This window comes from Rhodococcus sp. A14 (assembly GCF_011603105.1).
GTDB lineage: Bacteria > Actinomycetota > Actinomycetes > Mycobacteriales > Mycobacteriaceae > Rhodococcus_F > Rhodococcus_F opacus.
In genome coordinates this window covers 26,221-49,119 of record NZ_JAAOQS010000072.1, presented here as the reverse complement: position 1 = coordinate 49,119, position 22,899 = coordinate 26,221, and the positions used below count along the sequence as shown (strand labels likewise).

The following is a 22,899-nucleotide window of genomic DNA, read 5'->3' as shown; positions in this document are numbered from 1 at the left end:
AGCTCGGTACGGACACCCGCGCAACCTGCGCTCATCCCGAACCAATCTGCCCACCCACCGCCGGCCCAATCGACTCCGGCGCACCCTGGCAACGATCCCGATTGGCAATACAGACCCACGCTCCTAGGGTGCCCGATTGATCGATGTCGTCAGTGGCATACGCCCCCTCGTACGGCGCCAACTCGGCCGTGCTCAACTTCTGGGGCGTCGCGGGCAGGTTACTGATTCCGGCGAAGCGGCGAAGCGACCAGTCCTCGGCGAACAGTTCGTTGAGCAGTTTCCCTCCACCCTCGGAATTGGTGAGCACGGTCATGGCGAAGTTACGGCTGGGCACCATGAAGAACCCGGATCGTTGACCCGCCCAGGTCCCGCCATGTTGGACGATCGTCTCGTTCTCCGCGGACGGCCGCAGCATCCATGACACTCCCATGCCGGTGAGTTCGACCTGAAGCGTGCCGCCGACGCCTGGATTGGAACGCATGGCGATGAGCGAGTCTTTGCTCATCAACCGATCTCCCTTGGGTGTAGTGCCGTCGCCGAGGTGGAAGCGCGCGTAGCGCACCTGATCCCGCACGCTGGAAATCAACGATCCGGTCGGGTTGCAACTGCGCGAGAAGAACCAGAAACCCGGATCCACAACGGCTTTTCCGTCGCCGACGTTGTGTGAGGCGGCGATATTCCGGCCGATTATCTGGTCCGAGAAGAAGTGGGTGTGACTTAACTCGAGCGGGTCCAGCAGCATCTTCTGGACGGCGTCCTCGTAGACCGATCCGGTCACGACCTCGACAATCCGCCCCGCCACAACCAGCCCCGCATTGTTGTAAGCGAAGACCGTGCCCGGCGGGGTCTTTTGTGGGAGCCGGGTCATCGACGCCACAAACTTGGTTATCGCGTCGTCGCCTCGACCGAAGTCCTGGAGATCGTCACCGAGCCAACCCGACGTGTGGTTGAGCAGTTGTCGCACCGTCGCCGTGGCGCTGGCTTCTGGATCGGCGACCGCGAAATCGGGCAGATACTGGCGTATCGGTGCCTCCAGATCGACCTTGCCCTCGTCGACGAGGCGTATCACGGTCGTTCCGGTGAACGTCTTCGTCGTGGAGCCGATCCGGAACAGGGTGTCGCCGTCCACCGGTGTCGGGTGGTCGACATTGGTGACCCCGTACCCCTTGATGTACTCCTCACCGTCGGCAATGACGCCAACCGCAACCCCGGGGATCGCGTAGTCCTTCATCGCCTTGTCGATCTTGGCGTCGAGCTCGGTGAACGCTTCCTTCGCGTTCGTCGGGACGCTCGTAGCTGTGGTGGTCGACTCCTTCGACGAACATGCCGGCAATACGAGCACCGCCAACCCGGCGACCGCCCCGCCAAGCACCGCCCGGCGCGACAACTCAGGGCCACCGACGGCGAACACCTCGGTCGTCATCAGCGTGGCGGGAGAATGTCGTATGCCGGCAGTTGCGTCGTGTCCGTGCAGGATGTGTCCGGCTTCGCCGGATTGTCGAAAAACGACGCGATTATCTCGGCTCCGCACGGCGGCTCTGCATACACACCGTGTGCAGCTCCGGGCACTACCGCGACTATGGAGTGCGAGAGATCCTTCGCGATGTAGTCGCCCCACACCGCTCCGGTCTGCCCGTCGTAGGTTCCCGACAGCACAAGCGAAGGGATGTCACTCACGGTGATGTCTCGGATCGAGTCAGGGGCCTTCGGCACGTCCCACACTTCGCAGGCGTCGCGCAGGAACGGCAGCTGCGGCGCTTGGGCCCGAACGGACTCCGGCAGTTCAGGGAATTCCTTTTCCGCCTGTTGCATTGACTGCTCGGCGGTCTCGAACGGGATCCATTCACGGCACCAAATGCTCAGGGTGAGGCCCCAATGGAGGACGCCCCTCTCCGGATGCCCCCAAACCTCGGCCCAACGCGACGCAATGGGCTGCGCATTCCCGTTTGCGAGCTCATGGACCGTTGATGGGAACTCTTTCGGTAGATGGGTAGCCACGGGGACAAACCAGTTCAGCAGCATTCCGCCGTCGACGACAACCTTCGTGTCTCCTACACCCTCAACGTTGACCGTCGTGGTGATGGGCTTCGCTTCAAGCTCATTGACCAGCCGGATAAACGTTGCCCCCACGTCGGGATAGCGCTCTTTGCATGCTGGCTGGCCCTCGCACGCCTTGACCATGTTGTCGAATGCTTGGCGAGCGCTGGCCCAGGTCCACCCCAGGGCACCAACCGATGGAGGCGTCACTCCGTCGAACACGATCGACTCGATAGCGTCGGCGTCTTGACGCATGTAGATCAGCGCAAGGTCGGTACCGTACGAGTGGGAGAACACATTCCACTTCTCGAGGCCGAGTGCCTTGCGTAAATCAATCAGGTCATCGGTGCTCTCGGTCGAATTGAACGCCGAGAGGTCAACGGTGGGAGCCAGGCGGTCGTGGCACTCCTTCACCGCTTCTACGTACGCATCCCGTGTGGACTCAGCGTTCCACGCCATTCCGATCCTTTGGGCGAAGAACTCGAAAATCTCCGGGCAGGGCAACGGCGAGCTGGACGTCACGTTGCCGCGCTGTCCCATCAGGATCAGATCGCGATCACGGTTCAGCGGGACGTCCGGGTTGATCGGGGGATCCGTGACCCCATCCTGACCGGGCCCGCCCATGAGAAAGACGATCGGAGCCTTGGTCGGCGGCTGCGTTTCCGACGGAACGATCGCTACTGCCAAGCGCAAAGTTCCGCTGTCTTCTTTGGTGCGGTTCACCGGTACCAACAATTCCCCGCAGCGAGCATTCTCCAGCAGTGGGACCGGATTCGGCGTCTTCGCGCACGGGCCTTTGACAAACTCCGCCGGCGGATGAGCCACAGTCGTCGGTGGCGAACTGGACGGATCGGAATTGTTGCTACACGCCGAGCTGACGAGAATCGAGACAAACGCAATCGCCGTTATCTGGTTCACAAACCGCATGTCGACCACCCTGAATGGCGACCGCCCGAACCTTGTGTTCGGGCTCGGCCCGAGTATCTACCCAGATAAATCCTGGCACACCCATAGCAATACCGGAAGTTTGAGAACCGATGAAATCCGGCGATCCTTATGCAGACGCTCGGCGATGAATCGAATCGTGCGGTCGGCCAGCTCGGTTGAGAACGCATTCCACAGGCGGCGCGAGATCACCGCCGCAAAACGAGATAGTCGGTGCGATAGATTCCCCGATTGGCGTCAGGGACGGGCCAGTTGCCCGCTGTGGTCATGATGAAAGGAAGCCCGTCCAGCACATCACAACAGTGTCGTCCATTGATTCTCCTCTGGGGCGGTAGCACCAGAAAAGCACCAGGTGTTGCGAAGGTCAACAGGTGAGCCCCGCGCGGCGTGTGTTTTCCCAGTTCCGGGCTATTCCTCCGAACGTCGCATGGCACGAGCGAGGGAGTCGAGCTTGCGCAGGGCGGACTCGAGCGCTGCGGACTCCTCATCGGTGAGGCACACACGGAATGCCTCATCGCGCTTTCATGCTCAGCTGGGGCGCGGTCACCATCGCGACGATGTTCGCCTGGGACGAAACATCGTTCTACGTCATGCGTTTCCTGCTCGGCATCACCGAGGCCGACTCTCATTCGGGAACACACCGGCAGCCTCTCGTTGGGACTGCAGATCAGCGCTTCCCTCGTGGTGACCGCTGGCGCAGTGCTCGTCGTCGGTATCCCGGCGCGCGCCTTGAAGGAGAAGAGATGATGCGCCCCGGACCCTCGACCGCGGCCTCAGGCTGGGTGTTCAGATGAGAAGCCTGGCGAAGTGGGTTCCGGTGGTCCTCCCCCAGCGGCTCGCCCTCGAGGAGGCGGCCAGGGGTGACGTGCGGCGAAAGCAAACAACAACGGTGCACCCCAGTGCTCCTGCGTGCGTTCGGTCACGGCAGAGTCCCACGGCCGCAACCCCGAGGCGGGCGCTTTCGCCTTCGAACTGAACTGGCCACCGCGATGGGAATGAACGACGGTGTTGTCCGGGTCGCTGAGCGCGAATAGCATCTCGCAGCGCCGAACACGCCTCCCACGCCGCGAGTCCGCGACCGGATCGCCCGTGTTGCTGCATCGATCACTATCCGATTCCAGACGGGCATTGCCGGTGGGCAGGTGTCGGCGCAGAGCGCGCCGTCAGCGTAGGGAGTTGGCTTGGCCTACCTGGCGCAATCATCCAAGTTAGTTGGCGCGGGGATCCAAGCGTGGTAGCCCGCGACGGGACACCATTGTTGTCGAGGGCCCGGTGTGGCTGGGCTCACACGTTCGTAATAATTCAAGCAACGGAGGATCTGATCGCAATGGCCATCAACTTTGATCTGAGCCCGGAACAAGCCGGTCTACAGAAGGCGGCACGATCGTTCGCGGACGACCGGCTCAGTCTCGTCGAGGGCGTAATAGCGCCTCTGCCGACCCCAGAGGCCCGGTTTGCGGCGATCAAGCCGTTCTATCAGGACATGGTGGATGCGGGTTTCATGAAGGCGCTGGTGCCCGTCGAATACGGCGGAACAGCCATGCCTTCACTCGACTTCGCCTTAGCTGCCGAGGAACTCACGCGCGTCGATATCAATGTTCCGACTGCGCTCCTCGGCACCGGTTTGGGACTCCAGCCGATCATTCACTTCGGAACCGCGGAACAGAAGGCCCAGTTCTTGCCCCCCTTCGCCGGGAGCGAACCACTCCTCGCGGCGTGGGCCTTCACCGAGACGTCCGGCGGCGCGAACTTCGACTCCAGCGACCCCTCCACCGGTGTACAGACCTTCGCCCGACTGGACGGAGACGAATGGGTCATCAACGGTGACAAGCACTTCACCACCAACGGATGCGGATTCGATGGAAACGGCGCCGCGCTGATCAGCGTCCTGTGCCGCACCGACCTCACCCTGCCCCCTCGAGAGTCGTTGGCGGTGATTGTCGTCCCGGGCGATACCCCGGGTATCAAGGTCGAGTCATACATCGACACGATGGGCCACCGGGCGACCATCTCTCCCCGTATCACGTTCACCGATGTTCGCGTACCCGCAGGTAACCTGATCGGAGCCCCCGGGGACGGCATCGAAATCGCCCGGAAGACCTTCAACTGGACGTCGTCCCTCATCGGAGCGGCCTGTGTCGGCCGGATGCGAGCCGCATTCGACTACGCATTCGAGTTCGCCAAGACCGACAAGCGGTCCGGTCCGGTGCCGATCATCGACTACCAGAATGTCGGCTACATGCTCGTCGACATCAAGACTCGGATCGAGGCGGCCAGATACTTCACCTGGAAGGCCTGCGATCTCTACGACAAGACCAACGGCGCGGACGAAGAACTCGGCCACATGGTCAAGGTTTTCGCGTCCGAGCTGTCCGTTCAGGTGGTCTACGACACGATGCGGGTGGTGGGGGTGAACTCGTACGGCGACCAGACACCGATCGCTGCGATCATGGAGGACGTCCTGTGCTTCCCCGTCTACGACGGAGGCAACATGGGTGTACGGCGCCGCCAGCTGCACGCGTTGCTCAAGAGCGCGGACTACGACCCGATGGAGTCCTCAGCAGGCATCGCAGCTATCTGAGCCGACACGGCCGCGATCCGGTGAGTTTCCCGGTACTGGGTGGGCGTGCACTCGAGATGACGCTGGAATGTGCGGGTCAGATGGGAGCTGTCGCAAAATCCCCAGCGGGTGGCGATCTCACTCAGCATCACCGAATCCGGTGCCACCTCGAGGTCGCTCATCGCTCCTCGGAGCCGCTCGTCTCGGACACACGCCGAGAATGTGGTGCCGACCGCCTGAAACAACCGGTGCAGGGTTCGCACCGAGATCGCGGCCTCCCGTGCGGCTCCCTCAGCACTGACCCGTCCGAGGGGGACGGCGGCGCGAATGTAGTGCCGCACAATCCGGCGCAACGCCGCATCACGTCGTTCGTCGTCGGATGTCGCGAATGCACCAACCCGGGACGAGGTTGCCGCGGTGAGAACGTCGGTAAACGACCGCTCGAGCGTCTTCAGCGCGATGTCATCAATGTTCGACTGTTCGCTCCACAGGGCTGACATCATCGCTCCCACAACATGGCCGGGACCGGTGTTCGTGTCGATGGCGCACGAGGTTGCGTCATCGACACGAACCGTCGAGCGCCAATGATCACGGGGAATCCGGAAAGACAAGACTCGCCAGTTTGGTTCGTTCGACGGCTCCCGGAACTCGAGCGTGTAGGGACGCGTGGTGTCGAAGATGGCGAAGCTGCCCGGACGGACGATGCATCGGCGGCCATCCTGCTCGCCGAAGCAGGTCCCGGACAGCTGCAAATTGACAAAGAGCACCTCCTGCGGTGCTCGCCGGACCTCCGCCGCTCCGTGCGTCAGGAGCTGAGTGCAGGAGGCGATTTCGGCGCCGTTGGTACTTGCCAGTGGTTCCGACCGCACCCACCCCGGTATCCCCTCGGCGGTGGCACTGTGATCGATATGTACCCGCCCGCGCCGCGGGGAGAGCGGCGTGAAGGCCTCACAGACGACATCACCCCAATATCTGGCCTGATCCTGCACACTCAAGCCAGAGGTGGACCAGTAAGGCACGGGTATCCCTCCTGTTCCGGGCGCGACCAGCGTGCCGAGCACGTATGCCATCAGATTCTGCGCACTCGGACATCCCTGTCAAGTGGAGGGATCGTCCAGGACATCGGGCACAGACGCCGACAGGGAGACGCCCGCAGCAGTTCGACGACAAGCGCAGGCACAAAACAGCCTGAAGGTCCGGCGTCATCTCGGGTGGGCCGAGATGTCACGTCGAACGAAGGAGAGGAACCATGACGGACTCGTCCGGAGTCCACGACAAGCTGCTGCGTCCGGAGATAGCTGCGTCGTGGAAGCGATCGGAGCTCGCGGGACTCACGCACGAGATGGTCCTCGAGCGCCTGCAGATCGGCGACTTCGAGTCGTCGAGTCGTTTGTTGACCGCGGCCGTATCGGTGCTCGATGGCGTGGCCCGTGACCTGACGGGTCTGACGTACAGCCTGCTTCTCGCCGATGCGGACTGTCGAATCGTCGGACGCTGGTGCGACCGGCCGACGATCGACAGCACACTCCAGCGCGCCGGCGCAGTGACAGGTTCGAGGTGGAAGGAATCCGATGTCGGAACCAACGGGCTGGGGACTCCCGCCGAAGTTCGAAGCGGGATGTGGGTGCACGGCGCCGAGCACTTTGCGGCCGTCCTGAGCGGCTTCACCTGCTACGGCCTGCCGATCCTGCACCCCCTCACCCGAAGGGTCGAGGGTGTTCTCAACATCACGGTGCATCCGGACGATGCCCACCCCCTGTTTCCGCCGACCCTCGCCCGGGCCGTCGATGACATCGAACAGCGATTGATCGACACGTCGCGGCCGGCCGATTCGCGGCTGTTCCGGGCCTTCCGAGAGGCCTGCAGGACCGGGCGGGCCATTGTCGCGCTCAATGACCACGTCATGCTGACCAGCACCGCCGCGTTGGCGATGGTCGAAGACCTCGACCTCGACCTCGAGGCGATGCGCGAGATTGCCCGCTCTACTGCCCACCGAGGGGCGTCAACAGTCGAGTCGGTGGTCCTGTTGTCCGGAGCAATGGTCACGGCCCGGATAGACAGGCTCCAGGACGTAGCGCACGGCGCAGTGTTCCGGCTTCGAACGCGCTCCGTACCGAGAGATGCATCGGGTGCAGAGCCTGCGAATCGCGGTCACTTCGTGGGCGCCGAGCCAGCGGCGGCCACAGCGACCGCCAGCGTGTACGTCGAAGGTGAACCCGGCAGCGGCAGAAGCACGGTAGCCCGCTCTCTCCTCGACGGGACATCGGTTACTGTGATCGACGCACTCGACTGCCTCGTCGGGGATTCCACGGCGTGGGCCGAGCGGCTTGCGGCCGCGCTAGACCGGCACGCAAACGGACTTGTCATCGACAATGTCCATGTCCTGCCCGGGGATCTGGTCGACCTTCTGGCTCGGACGATCAGCGCCGGTCATCACAGCGTGCCGATTGTTCTCACTGGAAATCCGCAGACGTGGCTTCCCGCTCACGTTCAGTCCTTGGTCCGGCGCTGTCGCCGAATTGTCGCGCTGAAGCCGTTACGCGAGCGGCGCACCGAAATTCCGCTGCTGGCACAGTCGGTGATCGACGCTCTTCAGCCGGGTCGGACCCATCGATTGGCTCCCGCAACGACCCGCCTGCTGACGGCCCAACCCTGGCCGGGAAATATCCCAGAACTGCGTGAGGTCCTGCGTCACGCTCTCGCCAACAGACCATTCGGTGCGATCGAGATCGTTGATCTGCCCGCGGCCTATCGTTTGCGGCCGGTGCCCTCCCTCGCCGGCCGGGAAGAGGCCGAGCGGCACGCGATCATCGAAGCGCTGCGCCGCTTCGACGGCAACAAGACGCGGGCGGCACAGTCCCTCGGGGTCACCCGCACCACCCTCTACAACCGGCTACGCGCGCTGAAAATCACCGATGACACCGTCCATTTTTTACACAGTTGACGCATCGCTGCCGGAACTACCGTTCGACTACACACCCAAAGCTAGGAGCAGCCGGACCGTCGACCCTGGAAAAAGATGCCCTCGGAGACGCGAAGCGCCCGACCCCGGCAATACCGGCAATCACGACTCAATCCATCAGGACAAGAACAACTTCAAGGAGCACGCAATGACGATTACTACAGTTGCACCCTCGACCCAGGTCTCGGCTTTCCTGAGCAATCCGGTCCTGCATCTGATCGACGGCAAACAGGTTCCGGCAGCGTCGGGCGAAACATTCGCCTCGTTCAACCCGAGCAACGGTGAATCCCTTGCCCAGGTTGCATTTGGCGGCGCGGAGGACGTCGACAGTGCGGTCGCGGCGGCCCGTCGCGCCCTCGACGGGCCCTGGGGCCGTATGACTCCTGCCCAGCGCAGCAAAATCTTGTGGCGGGTCGGCGATCTCCTGGAAGAACGCGTCGAAGAGTTCGCCCTCCTCGAGGCACTCGACAACGGAAAGCCGCTGACCTACGCGCGCCTGGTCGACGTGCCGCTGTCCGCTGACTGGTTCCGGTACATGGCCGGCTGGCCCACCAAGCTCGAGGGCAGCACGATCCCCGTCACCTCCACGGCAGCGCCCGGCGACTACTTCGCCTACACCGTGCGCGAGCCGGTCGGTGTCGTCGCGGCGATCGTCGCCTGGAACTTCCCGTTGCTGCTGGCCGCCTGGAAGCTCAGTCCCGCGCTCGCCACCGGTAACACCGTCATTCTCAAGCCTGCCGAGCAGACCCCGCTCAGTGCGGCCTTGCTCGGTGAGGTGCTTCGTGACGCCGGAGTGCCCGACGGTGTGGTGAACATTGTGCAAGGCGACGGGAAGAACGTCGGCGCCGCCCTCACCGCCCACCCCGGAGTCGACAAGGTCTCCTTCACCGGGTCCACCGCGGTGGGACGCGAGATCATCTCCTCGGCCGGCGGCAACCTGAAGAGGGTGACCCTCGAACTCGGCGGCAAATCCCCCAATATCGTCTTCGACGACGCCGACGTCGACGCAGCCATCGAGGGGGCAGCTATGGCCATCTTCTTCAATCAGGGTGAGGCCTGTGAGGCGGGGTCCCGGCTGTTCGTGCAGTCGAAAATCTACGACCGAGTCGTCGAAGGGGTCGCCAAGATCGCGTCCACCCTGAAGGTGGGTGACAGCCTCGATCCCGAAAGTCAGATGGGCCCGCTGGTGTCGCAGAAGCAACTCGACACCGTCCTCGGATACCTCGACAGCGGCAGGGAGGAGGGGGCCACCGCATTGACCGGTGGCGGCCGCAAGGGCGACGTCGGCTACTTCGTCGAACCGACCGTCCTGGTCGACACCACACCGACCATGCGAGTGGTCAAGGAGGAGATCTTCGGACCCGTGGTCACCGTGTCGCCGTTCGACGAGGTCGACGACATCGTCCGCACCGCGAACGACACCGACTACGGGCTCGCCGCCGGTGTCTGGACCTCGGATGTGTCCAAGGCGCACAACGTCGCCGCACAACTCAAGGCCGGCACCGTGTGGATCAACAGCTACCACGTCCTCGACCCGGCACTGCCGTTCGGCGGTTACAAGCAGTCCGGTTGGGGCCGCGAACACGGCGCCGCGGTCCTCGATGCATACACCGAAACCAAGACCGTGATCCTCAAGAAGTAGCCATCCGGGCAGATGCCGCGCGTCCTCGACCACGGCATCTGCCTGGCGGACTCAGCCGAACGCGAGGAGATGGATCGGGGCAGCAGCGCCACCGTTCGACGCTCGGCTGCGCAGCATGTCGGGAGTTCGCCGGAAGTTCATGGTTCTCATAGCCACACGTGTCGCTCGATGCAAAAACGTCTGTCGCTGTGCGTCAAGACACGCTGATAGCGCGCTGGAAGAATCGTCATTGCACGGATAACACACTCCGGGGTAGCGCCCCGGGGAACGATCGCAGCTACCGAGACTCCCTTCTTTGCGGAGGGAACGTGGGACGAGAGGAAACTAATGGACAACACCACGGCCGCGGTTTCCGCCCTCGTCGTTTCGGATGAGATCAGCGTGCCCACCGATACGGCGGAGCCCCGGTGGCAGGGGCCGACCAACCCGCGTGCAGGCGTTGCCTCAGCAGAGCCACACATTCGGCACCGGCGCTCACGCACCGGAGAGGCGTTCGGGCCGGGGACGCTGGCACGATGCCGCGAGCTATACGAGATTCTGCTGAAGGCGGAGACGTTGACAGCCGAGGACAGTTGGCTGATCGACTTCGCGATACGGTGGTCGCCATACGGCGGTTCCAGTGCCACGGAATTGCTCGAACACTTCGGAGTCACACGCCCCAGATATCTCGAACTGCTTCGGAATGCGCTGGGGCCTGGACCAGCGGATCTGCCCCGTATCCGGGACCTCGAACGAGAGTTGCACATTCACCTGGGACGTGCGTGGACGCAGGTGCCGCGCTGAACTGCGTCCACGCACGGTTGGCCCCGGAACGGCGCTCGCCGTGGCCCAGTCCGACCTGGTGCCGCGAGGTTACGGCGCCGGCTCTTCTCAGTACCGAAGTAGCGGGCTCGGACCTGACCGCAACGCATGAATTATCAAGGAGAGAAGATCATTTCCAGCGATATCGATGAACGCATCCGGCAACTGCTGGCGCAGTACGACACGCCTCAGGCGTGCGCCGCTGAGCTGCTGTGTGACCGTCATCCCGACGACACGGTGGCCTTCACCGTCGTCGAGAGCGACCTGTCGACAACTGATCTGACGTACGGTGACTTGAGGCGGAAGTCGGCCCAGTTCGCTGCCGCACTGGCCGAACTGGGCATCGAGCCGGGCGATCGCGTCGCAACGTTGATGAGCAAGTCCGCGCAGCTGGTGGTCGTCCTGCTCGGCATCTGGCGCCGAGGTGCGGTGCACGTTCCTCTGTTCACCGCGTTCGCACCGCCCGCCATCGGGTTCCGATTGGAATCGAGCGACGCGAAGATCGTCGTCAGCGACGCCAACCAGCTCGACAAACTCCAACCCGGCGAGGACATTCCGGCCGACGCACCATGGTTGGTGATCGCTGCCGACAGCACCGAGAATCCGGCGCAGTTACGCCTGGACGACCTTCTGGCCGGATACACCCCGGACGACCCCCGAGGCAACGCCGTCGCCGTGGGCGGCCGGGGGCTGCTCGTGCAACTGTTTACCAGCGGAACCACGGGCACCCCGAAGGCCGTGCCGGTCCCGGTGCGCGCCCTGGCATCGTTCCACGCCTACCTGGAGTTCGGGCTGGATGCGCGACCGGACGACGTCTTCTGGAACGCCGCCGACCCCGGCTGGGCCTACGGCTTGTACTACGCGATCCTGGCGCCCCTGGCATCCGGAACGCGCAGCATCCTGCTGCACGCCGGCTTCTCCGCACCGCTGACCTGGCAGATCATCGAACGACTCGGCGTGACGAACTTCGCGGCCGCGCCCACCGTGTACCGCAGCCTTCGCGCCGACCCGACGCCGGTACCCGCCGGAATCAGTCTGCGGCGCGCGTCCTCCGCGGGCGAACCACTCACCCCCGACGTGGTGGGCTGGTCGAAGCATGCTCTCGGAGTCGAGGTACACGATCATTACGGGCAAACCGAACACGGCATGTTCATCTCCAACGCCTGGCACGATGCGCTCGCCACCGATGTGCCGGCCGGTTCGATGGGCAAGCCATTGCCGGGTTTCGTTTGTGCGGTGCTCGCTGACGACACCGACGAATTCGCCGCCGCGGGGACGATGGGACGCGTGGTAGTAGACACCGTCAACAGCCCGCTGCTGTGGTTCCCCGGCTACATCGACGCCCCGGAAAAGACTGCACAGCGTTACACAGAAGATGGGCGTTGGTACCTGACCGGTGACGCGGGGATGGTCGACGCCGACGGGAACTACTTCTTCTCCGCCCGCGACGACGACGTCATCATCATGGCCGGCTACCGAATCGGACCGTTCGACGTCGAAAGCGTACTGGTACTTCACGACGACGTCATCGAAGCAGCCGTGGTGGGACTGCCCGACGAGCTTCGTGGCGAGGTGCTCGAAGCGTTCGTGGTCCTCCGCCATGGAGTGGTCGGCGGCGACGAACTCGAGGCCGATCTGCAGACGCTCGTCAAACGAAAGTTCGCCGCGCACGCCTACCCCCGCCGGGTGCACTTCGTGCAGAGCCTCCCCAAGACACCCAGCGGAAAAGTACAACGTTTCCTACTCCGTAAACAGTGATGCGCACAGATATAGCCACGAAGATCTGACGCCACGCCCGGCCACCGACCACTTGAACATCGATACGACGAGACCCCCGCATTTCGGGATCTCGCTGAAATTATCCGCGAACTCGAGGCCCGAAATTGCCCACCCTTCTCGTATATGCGTTCCTCGCAGTACTCCGCATCCTCATGCCCCGTGTAGGTAAGCGGGCACTGGGCCACTTCCTTCTCACAACAGCGCTCACCCGCTCCTACCTAGGGTGGTCGCACGCCACACACGATGCGGCCCTGTCATGGACAGACCCAGTGATGGAAGAGCCGCTCACTGACGACCGGGTTTCGTGATGGGCGGGCAACTCGAGGTGAGTCGATGCTCCGCCCCTGCACAACGAGTAGTTCATCGCCGATCCGTTGTGTTGCCGGCCGTTCTACCGGTGGAAGCAATGATCTCAGGCACGTGAACGGCCATCTCTATAACGCGTCAGCCACTCCAGCCACCAGCAATTCAAACGGGACCAAACGAAAGGGACACTTAGATAAAGCGTTTCGTGCAGAATGCCAGCTGAATCTCACCACGCGCCGCGGCATATCCACGGGGGGAATGCCGCAACAACCGACGACCGAATGACGTACTGATCGGCTGATCGAGCAGTCCTGCCACGTCTTCACCAGCGGGACACCCCACTATCACCATCGCAATGTAGGCGTCCGATGTCCCCCACCACCAGAACACTCCCCAGTCCGACAACTTCGCCGTCTGAAGCGTCACATCCGGTAAAACTGCTCCGCTTCAGAACAGCATCAGCGCCGCCCCTCAACGCCCGCTCGAACAACCCGTCGTCTCGATACACTGTGGCGGATTCTGGCAGCTGGCCTCCCGACGATCCCGTCCATACCGGGCCAATGAGGACTGTGCGCAACGGCCTCAGCGGAGGGCGGGCAGGATGAACCCCCGCGAAGGCTCCCTGGTGATCCAACGATGCAGAGCCTGTGGCACACTGCTGGCGCCCTTGATTGCCACGTGTTCGGCGTGCCACGGCGTCGATCTCGAATCGGTGTCCTCCAGCGGCATCGGCTCCATCGTGTCGTCGAAGGTGATGCATCGCGAGCGTTACGGAACCCAGGACGATCCCGTCTCGCGCACAATCGCGATCGTTGCACTCGACGACGGCCCCTGGGTGTACTCGTGGATCGCCGGGAATGTTCCGACCCATTCCGGGCAGCCGGCACGCGTCGAGTTCCAACCGTCGGCAATGGTCGAACGACTGCCCCTGTTCTCTGTTCAGACCTACCAGGGGCCGTGATTCTCCTGCGCAGCGCCGACGGCGACGGCACGTTTCTTGGCGTGGACTGGATATCCCCATTTCGGTGCGGCGATTGCGTGGACACCGCAGGTTGTCGCCTGCCATGAGCATGTCACCGTTTCGACCTGATTCCTGCCACCCACATGGGAACACTCGGATTGCCAGTTATGGGACCACCCGGCGCTCCGGATCTGGCTCGGCGTGCCCGGGTCCCGCCACCGGGATTTCGCACCAACGCGGCGCACTGCGGGGTGGACCGCAAAACGGCCCACCGCTACGTGCAGGCCGCCCAGGCAGCGGGCCTTGCAGCGCACCGACGGGTCGAGGCCCTCGACGACGGGCTGATCGGTGCGGTGATCGAGGCGGTGCGGTGATCGAGGCAGTGCGCCCGAACGGACACCGGCCCGCCCGGACCGGCTGCTGCGGATCGAGGACAGATCACCGCGTGGGTCGCCGACGGCGGGAACCATCCGCCACTGACGATCACCAAGATCGAAACCCGCTGGCCCGGCAGGGCTGTGTGGTGCCGTATCGGACGTTGCACCGATTCGCCACCGAGCGGTGCGGTTTCGGCCGCAGGGACACCCCCGTCCGCATCGTCGACGGCGATCCGGGCAGCGAATGCCAGATCGACTTCGGCTACCTCGGCTATCTGACCGATCCGGACACCGGGCGGTGCCGCAAGGTGCACGCGTTGATCTTCACCGCCGTGTACTCGCGGCACATGTTCGTGTGGCTGACGTACTCGCAGACCCTGGCGGCGGTGATCGCCGGCTGCGCAGCGGCGTGGACCTCTTCGGAGGTGCTTTCAGGGTCCCGATCCGAAGACAACATGAAGGCGGTGGTGACCGAGGCGGACGCGGTCAACCCACGGCTGTCGCAGGGCTGGTTGGACTACGCCCAGTTCGTCACCGACCCGGCCCGGATCCGGTCCCCAATAGATCAGCCCTGGACCGAAAGGGTAGTTCGATATGCGCAGAAACTACTGGGCCGGTGTGGACTTCGCAAATCTAGGCGAGGCGAAACAGCGTGCCGAAGCACGGTGCCGAAGCACGGTGCCGCGACATAGCCCGGGAGGCGGACCCACGCCCGCGGCCGCCATCCGCCCGCTCGAGGTGTTCGACGAGAGGACGAGCCGCCGCTGCTGCCGGTTCGCCGGTCTACGACGTGCCGATCTTCATGCAGGTCAAGGTGCACCGCAACTGTCATGCCGAGGTGGCCAGAGCGCTGTATTCGATACCGGGACAGTGGATCGGCAGTGTGCTCGAGGTGCGGGCGGACAGTGCGCTGGTGAAGTTCTACGCCCGCGGAAACCTGGTGAAGGTGCATCCGCGCCAGCCCGCCGGTGGGCGCCGCACCGACCCAGAGGATCTGCCCACCGAGAAGGTCGGATATGCGATGCCTAACTGGTACCGGCTCGCTGACACCTGCGCCGGGCAAGTCCGCGCCTCGGGATCTACGTACCGAAAGGCAACAGCCGCGCCGGTGGGATAGAGGTCCTCGCGAGCTCGGCATTTGCCATTGGTGGTCGATCGCCTGCCGAAGCAGTTCACGGTACTCGACGAGGCGCGCCCCGGCTAACGCCAAGATGTCCCGGCGGGTGGTTAACTCCGAATAGGGAGAAGGACCGCGGGGCCGGGGAACTCGCTGTCCTAGAACTAGTTTTGCGGTCGATTCCTTCCTTTGCGGTTTGTCCGCCAGGCGCCGCGGGTGGTTGGCCGGATGGGTGGTCATCGTGCGGTCAGCGGCACCTCGTGGTGGTCCTGCACTCTGTTGGTCAGAAGGCTGACATGGCTGTATCGGGAGCGCGCTCGGCCTCGGCTTTGTGGTAGTGCAGCTTCCAGAGCAGCATCGCGCCGAGCCAGGATGCAACGAAGAGTCCGACGATGACGTATCCGAACAGTTCGAAGTGATCGGCGAGGGCGCCGTACCAGCCGATCCAGCCGGTGGTTACTCCGAAGTGGTCGGTGAGTGCTCCGGCAAGGTAGACCGATGCCACGAACAGTCCGATAACCACGGTCATCGCGGTGGTCGCCAGGTTGTAATACAGGCGGCGACCAGGGCTGCGGTAGGCCCATGAATACGCCCGAGTCATGAGCAGACTATCGGCTGTGTCCATCATCGACATGCCGGCCGCGAACAGCAGCGGCAGGGTCAGGACAGCGGCAAACGACATACCGCCGTTGACCGCGGTCGTCGCCGACAGCGCCAGCAAGGTGACTTCGCTGGCAGTCTCGAGACCGAGACCGAAGAGGAAGCCGAGTGGCGCCATGTGCCAGGAAGACTTGATCAGGTTGCGGGCGCGCGAGCCGAGAACGCGGTTGACCAGCCCTCGGTTCAGCAGTTGCAGGTCGATCTGTTCGGCGCGGAGAGTGCCGACGCGATATTGGCGCCACAGTCGGGTCAGCCCGGTCAACACGACGGCGTTGAGCGCGGCGACGAGGGCGATGAAGCCGATCGCGACCAGGATTGATATGGTGCCGCCGACACCGCGTATCCCGTCCAGGCTGGTGTCGCTGAGGTTGGCGCCGGCGAAGGCGACGAGAACGGCGAGTACCAGCACGACGGCGCTGTGGCCCATCGCGAAGAAGAAACCGACACCGACCGGCCGTCGTCCGCGCACGAGCATCAGCCGTGTGGTGTCGTCGATGGCGGCGATGTGGTCGGCGTCGAAGGCATGACGCATGCCGAGGATGTAGGCGAGGGTCCCCGCTCCAGCGAAGCCACTGGCGGCCGCGAGATTTTCGCTCTGCCACAGGTAGAGACTCCACCCGAGGACGTGCAAGGCGGCGATGGCCGCGACGATTGCGGCGAGGCGCGATCGCTCGGCGCTGGTCCATCGGGTGGTGAACGAGTGGGCTACGGACGCCATGGTTGTCCTTTGTGTCTACAGCGATAGTTCGCTGGCCTCGAGGGGTGGAAACAGCTGTCGGGCGTGCTGTTCAGCCTGAATCGCTCCGTCGGTCGGATATGTTGTGGCGCTTCGAACTACTGTGTATCGGCAGGTGATTCACGCAGACGATGAACCATTTCGATCTTCGGTCGTCTTCGAAGGATAGGAGCCGTCGATGGGTAGCGCTTGACCCTCAGTGACAGTCACTTTTGCTTTCCGTGCCATCGTCCGATTCACGGGTGGTCAGAGACCGGGACGGCCGCCGTCCGGCACCACGTGTCGTGGTCCGCGAACCGTGTACGGATCGCCCAGGTCTCGATCTGCGAGCGTCGAGGTCGTCAACGTGCAGCGCTCATCAGGAGCGCCGGTGGCACTGCTGACGTGCCGACGCTCGGCGTATCGACTATCGGTCCTCGATCATCGGTGTTGTTCGCGGTACCGGCTCGGACTGGTGCCGTAAGTCGCCGTGAAGGCTCTGCTGAAGACTGACAGATCGGCAAATCCGAACTGGGTTGCGATGTCGGTCAAGGATCGGGGGGTGTTGCGTGGGGCCACCATCGCCTGACGGCAGGCCTCGAGTCGGTGTTCACGAATCGTGGCGGCCGCGGTTGCGTCGAAGCGCGCGAACACTCGGTGCACGGTTCTGGTGGAGACGAAGAACGCCTGGGCGATGTTGGTCGGGGACAGATCCGGGTCGTCGAGGTGCTGTCCGATATACCGCACCATGTTCACGTACAGGTCCCGCACCCCAGCATCCGGGTCCTCGGGCTGACAACATTCTTCCTGCGCCGCTGTGATGGCGAGGTCCGCCAGGCCCCCGGCGAGTCCGATCGCTCCCCCGGAGGACACCTCCCCGTCTGCAGCCAGGAGGCTCGACAGCATCGGCGACAGTAGCTGTCCCACAGGCGATGTGGACCTGACGGTTCGTGCTGTCAACTCCTGCGACTGGCTTTCGGTGAGCGACACCGCCGCGCGCGGCCAAGTAAACACGCGCAGGTGCCATTCCGGATGCAGGTTCCAGGTGAACGGTCGCGAACTCTCGTAGAGGGCAAAGTCTCCGGGGCCGAGGGTGCAGGTGCGTCCGTCCTGGATGAGTTGCCCCTCACCGGCGACCACCATGCCGATCTGCATCAACTCGCGTGGGTGGAGGTTGGTGAGCCTCGGCGTTCTGCGGAAGGTCTGGGATGTGGCTGTGACGTCGGCCGCCATCAGATGCGCGAATTGACGGGTATGCACCGTACCGGTGAAGTGCGTGGGTTCGGCGGCGACGTCCAGTGCCACGAACGTGTCGCGGATCGTGTCGATCCAGGTGTCGAGCGCGGTGGTTCGCACTACCTCGCGGCGACGGCGAGGTGTCGACGCCGCCGGCGGAGGGAAAGGCACCAGCGCGGACTTTTCCGCAGAACGCCGATCCGGACAGGTACTGTCCACGAGGTCGCCATCAGACGGCGGCAACATTGACATGAACAGCTCCTTCTCCTCGTGTGAACCCCACGCTAGGAGGGCGGAAACAACATGTCAATGCACGCTGACTTATTTACGTGGGCGAAACACGATTCAACCCGTGGTGGGCTAACCGGACTCACGCGGACCGGACTCGGCGGGAACCGGGGACACACAATCTGCGGCGCTCTCTCCGGGGCCGGTGACGTAGCCCGGGAACAATTTGTGCATCTCCACGAGCACATCACGCGCGCTCCCGGTCGCATCGACCGAATAGATCCGGAACCGGCGATACTCTCGGCGAGTTGACTGACGCTGCATTCGTCACGGGCGGCGAGAAGGCGGAGAATTTCGCGGCGTACCGGGTCCGCGATCGCATCGAACGCTTTTTGCCCAGACATTCGTTCCTCCATCCCCATCTCGGTACCAATAGAGCCTAGCGAGACCACAGGCGAGACGGGGGGTCGACTGCGATTGTCCTCACGCCTCACACCCGCTGTTCTTCTGGCACATCAAGTGATGGCTCCGACCGTGCGATAGCGGTGTCGCAGAGTGCAAAGGAAGCTGTCGCTGAGCGTCAAACATCTCGCCGCACAAGCGCCTACCGTTCGAGTACGCCGGAATCCCCGGATGGTTCAGGGGACCTCCTGGACTGATTGACGATCTGTGCTGGAGGTTGCGCAGCGATGCCACGTGAAATCCGCATCATCGACAACGCACCACGGTTCGATAGGTGGTCGACCACCTTTCCTGAGGACGTGACGGAGGTGCTGTTCGCCCACTTCGGGGTGCAGGCAGCGAATCTGGAACAGGCGAACGCGGCGATCGACGACATGGTGGGACTGTTCGACAACGATCCGCGGCCCACGGTTTTCCAGCGAGGCCACTTCATCGATACCTCCGGATACGCCAACGCCACGCTGAAGGCGTACTGGTTCTGTCCGGACGACTATCACCGGTGGGCGGCACAGGAGAGCGTCGAAATATTCTGGGCGTCGCGGCTGTCGACCGGGCCGGTCGGCTATTACCGCGAGACGGCGGTGATTCCCCGGGACCGGGCCACCGCCGAGTACATCAACTGCCACAACCGCACTGGGTTCTTGACCATCCTCGACCACGTCCCCGTGGGCGCCGCGGTCTAACCGAAGGAGACACCGGTTCATGTCTACATTGCCCCCACCTGACTCCGCACGCCTGGCCGCGCTGGACCAGCATTTCCGGTTCGGCCTGTCCGCTGTGGATCTCGAGGAATTCGCCCCTGCGGTCGAGGCCTCCCTCGATGCCTCGACCGCCGTCGAGCGCCTCTACCGGCGTTCCGCCCCGACGACGCCGCAGCGAGAGTGGGTCCCGCCCACCCCGGAGCGCAACCAACTCGGCGCCTGGTACGTCACCACCGTGCTTACCGGCGCATCGGAAGGCCCGCTGACCGGCAAGACGGTGGCGGTCAAGGACAACGTCGCCGTCGCCGGCGTGCCGATGATGAACGGATCGAGGACGGTGGAGGGTTTCGTCCCTCGCCACGACGCGACAGTGGTGCACCGTCTGCTCGATGCCGGAGCGACGATCGCCGGCAAGTCCGTGTGTGAGGACCTGTGTTTCTCCGGGGCGAGCTTCACGTCGCAGCCGGGGCCGGTCCGTAACCCGTGGGACCCCACACGCAATGCCGGCGGGTCCTCCAGCGGCAGTGGAGCACTCGTCGCCAGCGGCGAAGTCGATCTGGCGGTCGGTGGCGATCAGGGCGGCTCCATCCGGATCCCTGCGGCGTTCTGCGGCATCGTCGGGCACAAGCCGACACATGGGCTGGTGCCCTACACCGGAGCGTTCCCCATCGAGCGAACCATCGATCATCTCGGCCCGATCACCCGCACCGTTGCCGATGCGGCCCTCATGCTGGGTGTGTTGGCCGGCCCCGACGGGGCCGACCCCCGACAGCCCACCGTGATCGAGGCCGTGGACTACGTGTCCGCGATCGCCGACCCGGCCGCCGGGCTGCGGGTCGGTGTCGTGACCGAAGGCTTCGGCACACCTGGGTCCGATCCGGACGTCGACGCGGCCGTGCGGGCGGCGGTCGATGTCCTGTGCGGCGCCGGACTCGCGGCAGAGGAGGTGTCGATTCCCTGGCATCTCGACGCCATGCACGTGTGGAACGTGATCGCCACCGAGGGCGCCGCGTACCAGATGCTCGACGGCAACGCCTACGGGATGAACACCGACGGCTTCTACGACCCGGAATTGGTCGCGCACTTCGCCGCCCAGCGCCTCGACCGCGGCCACGAGCTGTCCAAGACCGTCAAGTTGGTCGGGTTGTCGGGCCGGTACACCTTCGAGGTCGGCGGCGGCAAGTACTACGCCATGGCCCGCCAACTCGCGCCAGAGTTGCGCGCCGCCTACGACGCCGCGTTGACCCGCTACGACGTACTGGTCATGCCCACCGTCCCCTACACCGCCCAACAGATCCCCCCGGCCGATGCCAGTCTGGGCGACTACCTGCACGTTGCGCTGTCGATGGTGGGCAACACCGCCCCCTTCGACGTCACCGGGCACCCGGCGTGCTCGGTCCCTGCCGGCCTGGTCGGCGGCCTGCCAACCGGCCTGATGATCGTCGGCAAGCGATTCGACGACGCCACGGTTCTGCGCGTGGCACACACCTATGAACAGGCGGTCGGCGCGTTCCCCGCGCCACCGGCCGCCGCGACCGCAAGGAGTTTCGCATGAACGGAGTATTCGACCTCGGGGGCACGGACGGGCTCGGCCCGGTGGTGACAGAGGACGACGAACCGGTCTTCCGCGCCGAATGGGAGAAGATCGCGTTCTCCCTGTTCGCCAGCTGCTTCCGTGCCGGACTGTTCAACATCGACAGTTTCCGGCACGGCATCGAGCAGATGGACCCGGCCGAGTACCTGCTGTCCAACTACTACGAGCACTGGGCGCACGTCGCCGAGCACTCCGGGGAGAAGGCCGGCGTCATCGACCCGGCCGAACTCGACCGGCTGACCCAGTTCTACCTGGACAACCCGGACGCCCCCCTGCCGCAGCGGGAGGACCCCGAGCTGCTCGCGTTCGTCGACGCCGCCGTCACCGGCGGGGCACCGGCCGCCCGGGAATCGGACAAGGTCGCGGTGTTCTCGGTCGGTGACACCGTCACCGTCGCCGCCGACAGCCCGACGGGCCACACCCGCCGGGCCCGCTACGTCCGTGGCCGCACCGGTGTGATCACCGGCGCGCACGGCACCTTCATCTATCCCGACAGCGCCGGCAACGGCGGCCCCGACGCCCCCGAACACCTCTACACCGTGCGCTTTACCGCCCGTGAACTGTGGGGCGAGGAGACCGGTGATCCCAACAGCGTCGTCTACTTCGATGTCTGGGAGCCATACCTGACCCTCGTCACCACCGAAACCAAGGAGTGAACATGGCCGCAACCGACACCCGTCTGCGCACGCAGGAGGAGATCACCGCCCGGGTCAAGGCCCTCGAAGCGGTGCTGATCGAGAAGGGCGTCCTGACCACCGCCGCGGTGGACCGGCTGGCCGAGGTCTACGAGAACGAGGTCGGGCCGCAACTCGGCGCCAAGGTCGTGGCACGGGCATGGTCCGACCCCGAGTTCAAGTCCCGCCTTCTCGCCGACGCCACCGCTGCCTGCAGCGAACTGGGCATCGGTGGCCTGCAGGGCGAGGACATGACCGTCGTCGAGAACACCGACACCGTGCACAACGTGATCGTGTGCACCCTCTGCTCCTGCTACCCGTGGCCGGTACTCGGCCTGCCGCCCAACTGGTACAAGGCACCGCCATTCCGGGCGCGCATCGTGCGCGAGCCCCGCAAGCTCCTCGCCGAGGACTTCGGATTCACGGTGCCGGACTCGGTGGAGATCCGGGTGTGGGACTCGAGCTCGGAGCTTCGGTACTGGGTGCTGCCGCAGCGCCCGGCCGGCACCGACGGACTGAGTGTCGAGCAGCTCGCGGCATTGGTGACCCGGGACTCGATGATCGGCGTCGGCCCCGTCGCCGCCCCAGCCTCATGAGCGCCCCGCTACACCAGGACACCGCTGAACTCGACGCGGCTCGGCGCCGCATCGAGGACCTGGTCTGTGGTCTGCCCGACGCGGGTGATCAGCCGTTCGAGCAGCCCTGGGAGTTGCGGGCCTTCGCGATGGCCGTGGCTGCCTACGACAATGGGCACTACGCCTGGTCCGAATTCCAGCTCTCGCTGGTCGAGTCGATCAGGCGATGGGAAAACGGCCGAGGTTCCGAACCGTGGAGCTACTACGAACACTGGCTCGTAGCGCTCGAGGCCGTGCTCGCTGACAAAGGTGCACTCTCGGACAACGCTCTCGATGAACGGACGAGAACAGTACTGGCCACACCTCGCAACGCCAACCACCACGAGGCACACCGGGAACCGGTCGCGATTGCACCCGCGCTGACCAGCTAACCCACACTGCCGGTCGAGCAGCCTCGACAATCACGGTTCGGCCCGCGCCGATCAAACATCGGCGCGGGCCGAACCGGCCTCGAACCAGTCCTGCCTCTCGATTCCTCTTGGCAAGCAACTACTTTCCATCCCACTG

General features: G+C 64.3%; 19 protein-coding genes. 14 read left to right on the top strand and 5 right to left on the bottom strand.

Going from position 1 to position 22,899, the window contains the following annotated elements; translation table 11 throughout:
• Positions 1–31: 31 nt before the first annotated feature.
• Both G9373_RS30140 and G9373_RS30135 read right to left on the bottom strand, forming a co-directional pair.
• Positions 32–1,423 carry a beta-lactamase family protein gene (locus G9373_RS30140; protein ID WP_240960815.1) on the bottom strand — a complete coding sequence of 464 codons (1,392 nt, stop codon included), beginning with the start codon at positions 1,421–1,423 and terminating at the stop codon, positions 32–34.
• The gene (locus tag G9373_RS30135; RefSeq protein ID WP_206032773.1) at positions 1,423–2,964 is read right to left on the bottom strand and encodes an alpha/beta hydrolase; all 1,542 of its coding nucleotides are present in this window, start codon (positions 2,962–2,964) and stop codon (positions 1,423–1,425) included. The genes G9373_RS30140 and G9373_RS30135 overlap by 1 nt, the downstream gene beginning before the upstream one ends.
• A 542-nt stretch (positions 2,965–3,506) precedes the next feature.
• Here G9373_RS30135 and G9373_RS45955 point away from each other — a divergent pair.
• Together G9373_RS45955 and G9373_RS30130 are read left to right on the top strand one after the other, a co-directional pair.
• Positions 3,507–3,776, top strand: coding sequence for an MFS transporter (locus tag G9373_RS45955; protein ID WP_206032772.1), 270 nt, complete (start codon positions 3,507–3,509; stop codon positions 3,774–3,776).
• Positions 3,777–4,309: 533 nt separating this feature from the next.
• Complete coding sequence (locus G9373_RS30130) at positions 4,310–5,563, top strand: acyl-CoA dehydrogenase family protein (protein ID WP_133984067.1); 1,254 nt, start codon at positions 4,310–4,312, stop codon at positions 5,561–5,563.
• Here the strand turns inward: G9373_RS30130 and G9373_RS30125 are convergent.
• Positions 5,521–6,612: a helix-turn-helix domain-containing protein gene (locus G9373_RS30125; protein ID WP_240960814.1), complete on the bottom strand. Its 1,092-nt coding sequence runs from the start codon at positions 6,610–6,612 to the stop codon at positions 5,521–5,523. The genes G9373_RS30130 and G9373_RS30125 overlap by 43 nt on opposite strands.
• A gap of 554 nt (positions 6,613–7,166) precedes the next feature.
• Here G9373_RS30125 and G9373_RS46840 point away from each other — a divergent pair.
• The 7 genes from G9373_RS46840 to G9373_RS48290 all read left to right on the top strand — a co-directional run bounded on the left by G9373_RS46840 (position 7,167) and on the right by G9373_RS48290 (position 15,487).
• Complete coding sequence (locus G9373_RS46840) at positions 7,167–8,486, top strand: helix-turn-helix domain-containing protein (protein ID WP_259465740.1); 1,320 nt, start codon at positions 7,167–7,169, stop codon at positions 8,484–8,486.
• Positions 8,487–8,652: 166 nt separating this feature from the next.
• Positions 8,653–10,146 carry an aldehyde dehydrogenase family protein gene (locus G9373_RS30115; protein WP_167118325.1) on the top strand — a complete coding sequence of 498 codons (1,494 nt, stop codon included), beginning with the start codon at positions 8,653–8,655 and terminating at the stop codon, positions 10,144–10,146.
• Between the two features lie 909 nt (positions 10,147–11,055).
• On the top strand, positions 11,056–12,705 hold the full coding sequence (locus G9373_RS30110) for an AMP-binding protein (RefSeq protein WP_120661027.1): 1,650 nt from the start codon (positions 11,056–11,058) through the stop codon (positions 12,703–12,705).
• 928 nt (positions 12,706–13,633) lie between these two features.
• Positions 13,634–13,993 carry an OB-fold domain-containing protein gene (locus tag G9373_RS30105; RefSeq protein ID WP_120661026.1) on the top strand — a complete coding sequence of 120 codons (360 nt, stop codon included), beginning with the start codon at positions 13,634–13,636 and terminating at the stop codon, positions 13,991–13,993.
• 167 nt (positions 13,994–14,160) lie between these two features.
• On the top strand, positions 14,161–14,367 hold the full coding sequence (locus tag G9373_RS48300) for a hypothetical protein (RefSeq protein WP_167118305.1): 207 nt from the start codon (positions 14,161–14,163) through the stop codon (positions 14,365–14,367).
• Between the two features lie 149 nt (positions 14,368–14,516).
• Positions 14,517–15,062 carry a hypothetical protein gene (locus G9373_RS48295; RefSeq protein WP_147437019.1) on the top strand — a complete coding sequence of 182 codons (546 nt, stop codon included), beginning with the start codon at positions 14,517–14,519 and terminating at the stop codon, positions 15,060–15,062.
• A 98-nt stretch (positions 15,063–15,160) separates the two neighbouring features.
• On the top strand, positions 15,161–15,487 hold the full coding sequence (locus G9373_RS48290) for a hypothetical protein (RefSeq protein ID WP_183102258.1): 327 nt from the start codon (positions 15,161–15,163) through the stop codon (positions 15,485–15,487).
• 283 nt (positions 15,488–15,770) lie between these two features.
• Here the strand turns inward: G9373_RS48290 and G9373_RS30085 are convergent, their stop codons facing one another.
• Positions 15,771–16,865, bottom strand: coding sequence for a HoxN/HupN/NixA family nickel/cobalt transporter (locus G9373_RS30085; RefSeq protein ID WP_120661024.1), 1,095 nt, complete (start codon positions 16,863–16,865; stop codon positions 15,771–15,773).
• A gap of 438 nt (positions 16,866–17,303) precedes the next feature.
• Entirely contained in the window at positions 17,304–18,218 is a 915-nt protein-coding gene (locus G9373_RS30080) for a helix-turn-helix domain-containing protein (protein ID WP_259465739.1), read from the bottom strand.
• Positions 18,219–19,015: 797 nt separating this feature from the next.
• On the opposite strand from G9373_RS30080, the gene G9373_RS30070 reads away from it, so the two are divergent.
• The 5 genes from G9373_RS30070 to G9373_RS30050 are packed head-to-tail and all read left to right on the top strand — an operon-like array spanning position 19,016 to position 22,763.
• Positions 19,016–19,471, top strand: a complete 456-nt coding sequence (locus G9373_RS30070) for a phenylacetaldoxime dehydratase family protein (protein WP_120661022.1) — start codon at positions 19,016–19,018, stop codon at positions 19,469–19,471.
• Positions 19,472–19,490: 19 nt separating this feature from the next.
• Positions 19,491–21,044, top strand: coding sequence for an amidase (locus G9373_RS30065; protein ID WP_120661021.1), 1,554 nt, complete (start codon positions 19,491–19,493; stop codon positions 21,042–21,044).
• Positions 21,041–21,739 carry a nitrile hydratase subunit beta gene (gene nthB, locus G9373_RS30060; protein ID WP_120661020.1) on the top strand — a complete coding sequence of 233 codons (699 nt, stop codon included), beginning with the start codon at positions 21,041–21,043 and terminating at the stop codon, positions 21,737–21,739. Before G9373_RS30065 ends, nthB begins: the two co-directional genes overlap by 4 nt.
• A 2-nt stretch (positions 21,740–21,741) precedes the next feature.
• A complete protein-coding gene (nthA, locus tag G9373_RS30055; RefSeq protein WP_120661019.1) occupies positions 21,742–22,353 on the top strand; it encodes a nitrile hydratase subunit alpha in 612 nt (203 codons plus the stop codon).
• Positions 22,350–22,763, top strand: a complete 414-nt coding sequence (locus G9373_RS30050; RefSeq protein ID WP_120661018.1) for a nitrile hydratase accessory protein — start codon at positions 22,350–22,352, stop codon at positions 22,761–22,763. The genes nthA and G9373_RS30050 overlap by 4 nt, the downstream gene beginning before the upstream one ends.
• Positions 22,764–22,899: the final 136 nt, after the last annotated feature.

What these genes read in the sequence shown, in the direction of transcription:
- G9373_RS45955 (WP_206032772.1), top strand. Translation starts at nt 3,507, where the DNA reads ATGCTCAGCTGGGGCGCGGTCACCATCGCGACGATGTTCGCCTGGGAC.
- nthB (WP_120661020.1), top strand. Translation starts at nt 21,041, where the DNA reads ATGAACGGAGTATTCGACCTCGGGGGCACGGACGGGCTCGGCCCGGTG.
- G9373_RS30105 (WP_120661026.1), top strand. Translation starts at nt 13,634, where the DNA reads ATGAACCCCCGCGAAGGCTCCCTGGTGATCCAACGATGCAGAGCCTGT.
- G9373_RS30135 (WP_206032773.1), bottom strand. Translation starts at nt 2,964, where the DNA reads ATGCGGTTTGTGAACCAGATAACGGCGATTGCGTTTGTCTCGATTCTC.
- G9373_RS30125 (WP_240960814.1), bottom strand. Translation starts at nt 6,612, where the DNA reads ATGGCATACGTGCTCGGCACGCTGGTCGCGCCCGGAACAGGAGGGATA.
- G9373_RS30070 (WP_120661022.1), top strand. Translation starts at nt 19,016, where the DNA reads ATGCCACGTGAAATCCGCATCATCGACAACGCACCACGGTTCGATAGG.
- G9373_RS48300 (WP_167118305.1), top strand. Translation starts at nt 14,161, where the DNA reads ATGGGACCACCCGGCGCTCCGGATCTGGCTCGGCGTGCCCGGGTCCCG.
- G9373_RS30065 (WP_120661021.1), top strand. Translation starts at nt 19,491, where the DNA reads ATGTCTACATTGCCCCCACCTGACTCCGCACGCCTGGCCGCGCTGGAC.
- G9373_RS30050 (WP_120661018.1), top strand. Translation starts at nt 22,350, where the DNA reads ATGAGCGCCCCGCTACACCAGGACACCGCTGAACTCGACGCGGCTCGG.
- G9373_RS30130 (WP_133984067.1), top strand. Translation starts at nt 4,310, where the DNA reads ATGGCCATCAACTTTGATCTGAGCCCGGAACAAGCCGGTCTACAGAAG.
- G9373_RS30140 (WP_240960815.1), bottom strand. Translation starts at nt 1,423, where the DNA reads ATGACGACCGAGGTGTTCGCCGTCGGTGGCCCTGAGTTGTCGCGCCGG.
- G9373_RS30115 (WP_167118325.1), top strand. Translation starts at nt 8,653, where the DNA reads ATGACGATTACTACAGTTGCACCCTCGACCCAGGTCTCGGCTTTCCTG.
- G9373_RS30085 (WP_120661024.1), bottom strand. Translation starts at nt 16,865, where the DNA reads ATGGCGTCCGTAGCCCACTCGTTCACCACCCGATGGACCAGCGCCGAG.
- G9373_RS30110 (WP_120661027.1), top strand. Translation starts at nt 11,056, where the DNA reads ATGAATTATCAAGGAGAGAAGATCATTTCCAGCGATATCGATGAACGC.
- nthA (WP_120661019.1), top strand. Translation starts at nt 21,742, where the DNA reads ATGGCCGCAACCGACACCCGTCTGCGCACGCAGGAGGAGATCACCGCC.